Annotated in this window: 7 protein-coding genes; 2 read left to right on the top strand and 5 right to left on the bottom strand. The window is 38.2% G+C overall.

Translation table 11 applies throughout. The annotated features are described in order from the left end of the window. Window positions 1-115: 115 nt before the first annotated feature. On the bottom strand, window positions 116-262 hold the full coding sequence (locus V7150_RS12760; protein ID WP_335518515.1) for a hypothetical protein: 147 nt from the start codon (window positions 260-262) through the stop codon (window positions 116-118). A gap of 172 nt (window positions 263-434) precedes the next feature. Continuing rightward, on the bottom strand, window positions 435-593 hold the full coding sequence (locus tag V7150_RS12765) for a hypothetical protein (protein ID WP_335518518.1): 159 nt from the start codon (window positions 591-593) through the stop codon (window positions 435-437). A 104-nt stretch (window positions 594-697) separates the two neighbouring features. Between V7150_RS12765 and V7150_RS12770 the strand changes: the two genes are divergently transcribed. Further along, a complete protein-coding gene (locus tag V7150_RS12770) occupies window positions 698-1,156 on the top strand; it encodes a universal stress protein (RefSeq protein WP_335518521.1) in 459 nt (152 codons plus the stop codon). 124 nt (window positions 1,157-1,280) lie between these two features. Continuing rightward, the gene (locus V7150_RS12775; RefSeq protein WP_335518523.1) at window positions 1,281-1,595 is read left to right on the top strand and encodes a hypothetical protein; all 315 of its coding nucleotides are present in this window, start codon (window positions 1,281-1,283) and stop codon (window positions 1,593-1,595) included. Window positions 1,596-1,626: 31 nt separating this feature from the next. Here V7150_RS12775 and V7150_RS12780 read toward each other — a convergent pair whose 3' ends face one another. From V7150_RS12780 to V7150_RS12790, 3 genes are all read right to left on the bottom strand, one after another. Continuing rightward, complete coding sequence (locus V7150_RS12780; RefSeq protein WP_335518526.1) at window positions 1,627-2,139, bottom strand: MogA/MoaB family molybdenum cofactor biosynthesis protein; 513 nt, start codon at window positions 2,137-2,139, stop codon at window positions 1,627-1,629. Window position 2,140: 1 nt separating this feature from the next. Then, a complete protein-coding gene (locus V7150_RS12785) occupies window positions 2,141-2,977 on the bottom strand; it encodes an EcsC family protein (RefSeq protein ID WP_335518528.1) in 837 nt (278 codons plus the stop codon). A gap of 99 nt (window positions 2,978-3,076) precedes the next feature. Beyond that, a complete protein-coding gene (locus tag V7150_RS12790) occupies window positions 3,077-4,270 on the bottom strand; it encodes an acetate kinase (protein ID WP_335518531.1) in 1,194 nt (397 codons plus the stop codon). Window positions 4,271-4,469 lie beyond the last annotated feature (199 nt).

Below are 4,469 nucleotides of genomic sequence, written 5' to 3' on the forward strand. Positions count from 1 at the left end.
CTGGTCTTCCGAAGCCGCCAAACCCATGAATCCTCTCATCTATATTAGTGGGCATTCCATACATTTCGGTAGTCATATTGTCTCTCCTCGCTTCAATTAGTTTTTACTTTTTCTTTTAAATGAAAAACGGAAAACCTCCAAAGAATGGCATTCCAAAACCAAACGGTCTGCCCCAAATACGAGAATCATTGTTATCATAATTTAGGGAATGGTCATAAGCTATAGCAGCATGACCTGGAACCATATTTATGTGATTGTACAAATATTACCTCCTCATTTTTATTCATTCACACACTAAAGAATATGCATTATTGAAAGCAAATTCTTGGGTAAATGCCCTCCATGACGGAATTTCCCAAGGCAGATAACTATCCTTGCAAAAGGAAAAGGCTGTCCAATGTGATGGACAGCCTTTTCCTCTTTGAAAATTTCATTTACTCTTCAGCGGCAGCATAATCATTGCTGTCAACTAGGTAAGTTCCTTCCCCAATAAAACCACTATTATAGGAATTCATAATTTGTTCGCTTACTTCATTTACACCTTGTTCATCAAATTCAAATAAAAATTTGCTATTTGGATCCCGCTTTACCATCGTTCATTTCCCCTTTCTTGATAAATTTCTTCATTATTGTTCGAAAAATTGCAATAGTTATACCTTGTTAAATATTGTATAATCAAGATAAGGAGATGATAATCATGGGACTCAAATATCAAAATATTTTAGTAGCAATTGATGGATCAAAGGAAGCAGATTGGGCATTTCGAAAGGGGATTGAGATTGCCAAACGAAATCAGGCAAACCTTTTATTAGTCCATGTTATTGATACAAGATCATTTGCATTAATTGAAGCCTACGACACTGTAATTGGCGATCGCGCAGAAAAGCTGGCTAAAGATATGCTTGAAAATTATCAAAAGCAGGCTGTTGAAGCTGGATTAACAGATGTTCAATACGAAATTGATTTTGGCTCTCCTAAAATACGGATTCCTAGAGACGTGGCTAAAAAACACAAGGTTGATTTAATCATCTGTGGTGCTACGGGAATGAATGTAGTGGAAAGGTTTTTTATCGGAAGTGTTTCAGAACACATTACTCGGTATGCACCATGTGATGTTCTTATCGTAAGGACGGAAAAAGATCTGGATACAAAATAAACTACAAAGGCACGCAGCAATTTGCTTCGTGCCTTATATTTTTTCAAATAAAAATAGTTTTATCGTGAATGGGTTGCCAATCTATAGTAAAATAAAAACAATTACAAAGCATGGAGGCAACCATATGATAGACCATTTTTCTTTTGATCAACGTCTTGGTATTCCCCTGCCGGAATTAACAGTGGACTGGGAAGAATATAGCAAAGAAACACAGCAGGAGATTCTGTTACATTGGGAGCAAATACGCGGTTCAATCCCTGACCGTATTGCAGAGCTTGAACAGGACATCAACCAAAAGCAGGAACAGCTTTCAAATGAAAATGACTTCCCTCGCTCTTGTCAATTGAACACAGATATCGCAGACCTTGCCTCCATTATTAATGATTTATGGCTTTGGTACAGAGCGAACCAGACTCTATCCACGAAATTGCACCAATAAAAAACTCCCTAATTGCAGGGAGTTTTCACTTTTATAGGTCTTTTTTGATTTCCCTTACTACATGTCCTATCTCAGGCAGGATTAATTTATTCATCGCTAGCTTTACTGCTCCGCTTGAACCCGGAGTTGAGAACACGGCCTTATTTTTAACGACCCCTGCAATTGCCCGTGAAAGAATTGCCGCAGAACCGATATCCTCTTGATAGCTTAGCATCCTAAACAATTCTCCAAATCCGACGATTTCTTTTTCAAGTAGACTTTGTATTGTTTCAATCGTTACATCACGCTTTGCAATTCCTGTCCCGCCATTCGTTAGAATCACATCAATATCCTCTCGTGCGCAGCCTTTTAAGATCTCATGTTGAATCGGCATTGATTCGTCCTTAACAACGACATAATCCATAATCGTATGCCCCGCTCCTTCAAGCAGTTCAATCATCAGCTTACCGCTTTTATCCGTTTCCTTGTCCCTTGTATCACTTACTGTTATGACTTTACATTTAACCGTCTTAGGTGCTTCTTTTTTATGTTCTTGGGTGCTCATCCTAAAACTCCTCTTTTCCTTTGAGATAGCGTAGCTGATAATATTTATGTGCGAGATCTGTTACTTTTCTCGTTAATTGAAAATTAGCGCCAGAACCTATGGCCATGCTTACAAGCGGGATCCCCTGAATGACTTTTTTTCGAAACAATGTAATGACCAGCGCTTTTAATAGTTGCTGAACAGGCTGCTCCAGCCAAGTGATATCGGTAATCTTTTCATTTCCTTCATAAAAATAATGCTCATCATTTCCCTCCAAATCCTCCATTAACGAGGTCCAGCCCTCTTTTTGAACTCTTGGGGGCAATGTTGCTGTATGAAATACTTTTAATGACGTCATCATTTCATATGGTGTATTTACTTCAAAGCCATAGGTCATCGCAATTAATTGAACGACCCTTAAATTAATGACTGCCATTGCGGGAATGTCGGTACCTAAAAGAAGTGTGCCGCCTGTCCCTGCAAGTCCCCCTTGGGCAAACGAATAAAAACGGTGTCTTGCTATTTGCTGCTCTGCTATGTATTGTAATTGATCAATATCTAACTGCTTTAAGTCTGCTATTTCTATTATATCCTTGCTAAAAATCCTTCCCGAAGAAAGAATTCTTTCCTTTGCATCGATTTGAAGCTGTGAGCCTTGAATGATCCCAAGTAAATGAAATAACCATGTATCAATGACCGAAAAGAATTGCTGTTGAACCTTTTCAGGCAATAACGAGAAAGAACGCTCCAAATATTTTTCATATGTTAATTGAAAGTCATTTGCCTCGTAATTGAGTAAATTTCTTTCCCATAACCGTATTTCATTCAAAACGTTAGTTTCCCTATCTGTTAATGTCATAACCGAGTCACCCTTTCTTCATCAAGCTTCTTTTTCCAGTATATCACAAAGACATAAAACGTTAAAAAGGCAAAAGCGATCGCTTTTGCCTTTTGTTTATTAATGAATATCAGCTAGACGAACTACGTCGCGAGCAATCATTACCTCTTCATTTGTTGGGATAATTAAGACTTTAACAGGTGAATGCGGATAGTTGATGAACGCTTCCTCGCCTCTTACCTTATTAAGTGCCGGATCCCAATAAACACCCATAAATTCAAGACCCTTTAAGACATTTTCTCTGATTGAGTCACTATTTTCTCCGATACCGGCTGTGAAAATTATCGCATCTACGCCGTACATACGGGAAGCGTAGGAACCAATATATTTATGGATTCGATTAGCAAACACATCTAATGCCAGCTGGGCACGTTCATTGCCCTTTTTCGCTTCAATTTCAATATCTCTTAAGTCACTTGAGAATCCAGAAACAGCTAACATTCCACTCTTTTTATTTAACACATCTAGAACTTCATCCGCTGTCTTACCAGTTTTCTCCATGATATATGGGATAAGGGCCGGGTCAATATTACCTGAACGAGTACCCATTGTGACCCCTGCAAGTGGTGTGAAGCCCATGGAAGTATCAATGGACTTTCCGCCTTCGATTGCAGCGATACTTGCTCCATTCCCAAGGTGACAGGAAATCAGACGAAGCTGTTCAACTGGACGCCCCAATAATTCAGCTGCACGCTGGGATACATACTTATGGCTTGTGCCGTGGAAGCCATACTTTCGAATGCCATATTCTTTATAGTATTCATACGGAAGACTATAAAGATAGGAACTTTCTGGCATGGTCTGGTGGAAAGCAGTATCAAATACAGCTACTGCTGGAACATTTGGAAGTACATGTTTGAATGCCTTAATTCCAGTTGCATTTGCTGCATTATGAAGTGGAGCCAATTCTGCTAGTTCTTCGATTCTTGCTAATACTTCATCTGTTACAAGTGCAGAATCTTCAAACGTTTCTCCACCATGGACAATCCGGTGACCTGTTCCATCAATTTCATCAAGGGATTTAATAATATTTAACCCCGTAAGCTTGTCCAACAGCATGGATACTGCTACATCATGGTTTGGAATATCAATTGTTTCCGTAATCTTTTCCCCGTTTACTGTAATCGTAAAAATGGAATCAGTTAATCCAATTCTTTCGATTAAGCCTTTTGTAATAACGTCTTCACTTGGCATTTCAAATAATTGAAATTTTAAAGAAGAACTCCCCGCATTAATTGCAATAATTTTTGCCATGTATGTTACCGCTCCTTTTATATAACAATATCGATTCGATATTCATCTTATTTAGTACACCTTATTTTGTGCAAACCTATCTTGTTTATTTACCTCAATTTCTCATTTAAACATTGAAAATCGGACATTTCAAGGAATAATTTAATTGGCAACGCTTTCACAATAAATGTTCATATTTTCACAAATTTCTTATTTCTTT

It is taken from the genome of Neobacillus drentensis, from assembly GCF_036965245.1.
Taxonomy (GTDB): Bacteria; Bacillota; Bacilli; order Bacillales; family Cytobacillaceae; genus Neobacillus; species Neobacillus drentensis_G.

Bases quoted from the DNA above. Each gene is read 5' to 3' on its own strand.
- V7150_RS12765 (WP_335518518.1), bottom strand. From the start codon at position 593: ATGGTAAAGCGGGATCCAAATAGCAAATTTTTATTTGAATTTGATGAA.
- V7150_RS12770 (WP_335518521.1), top strand. From the start codon at position 698: ATGGGACTCAAATATCAAAATATTTTAGTAGCAATTGATGGATCAAAG.
- V7150_RS12775 (WP_335518523.1), top strand. From the start codon at position 1,281: ATGATAGACCATTTTTCTTTTGATCAACGTCTTGGTATTCCCCTGCCG.
- V7150_RS12780 (WP_335518526.1), bottom strand. From the start codon at position 2,139: ATGAGCACCCAAGAACATAAAAAAGAAGCACCTAAGACGGTTAAATGT.
- V7150_RS12785 (WP_335518528.1), bottom strand. From the start codon at position 2,977: ATGACATTAACAGATAGGGAAACTAACGTTTTGAATGAAATACGGTTA.
- V7150_RS12790 (WP_335518531.1), bottom strand. From the start codon at position 4,270: ATGGCAAAAATTATTGCAATTAATGCGGGGAGTTCTTCTTTAAAATTT.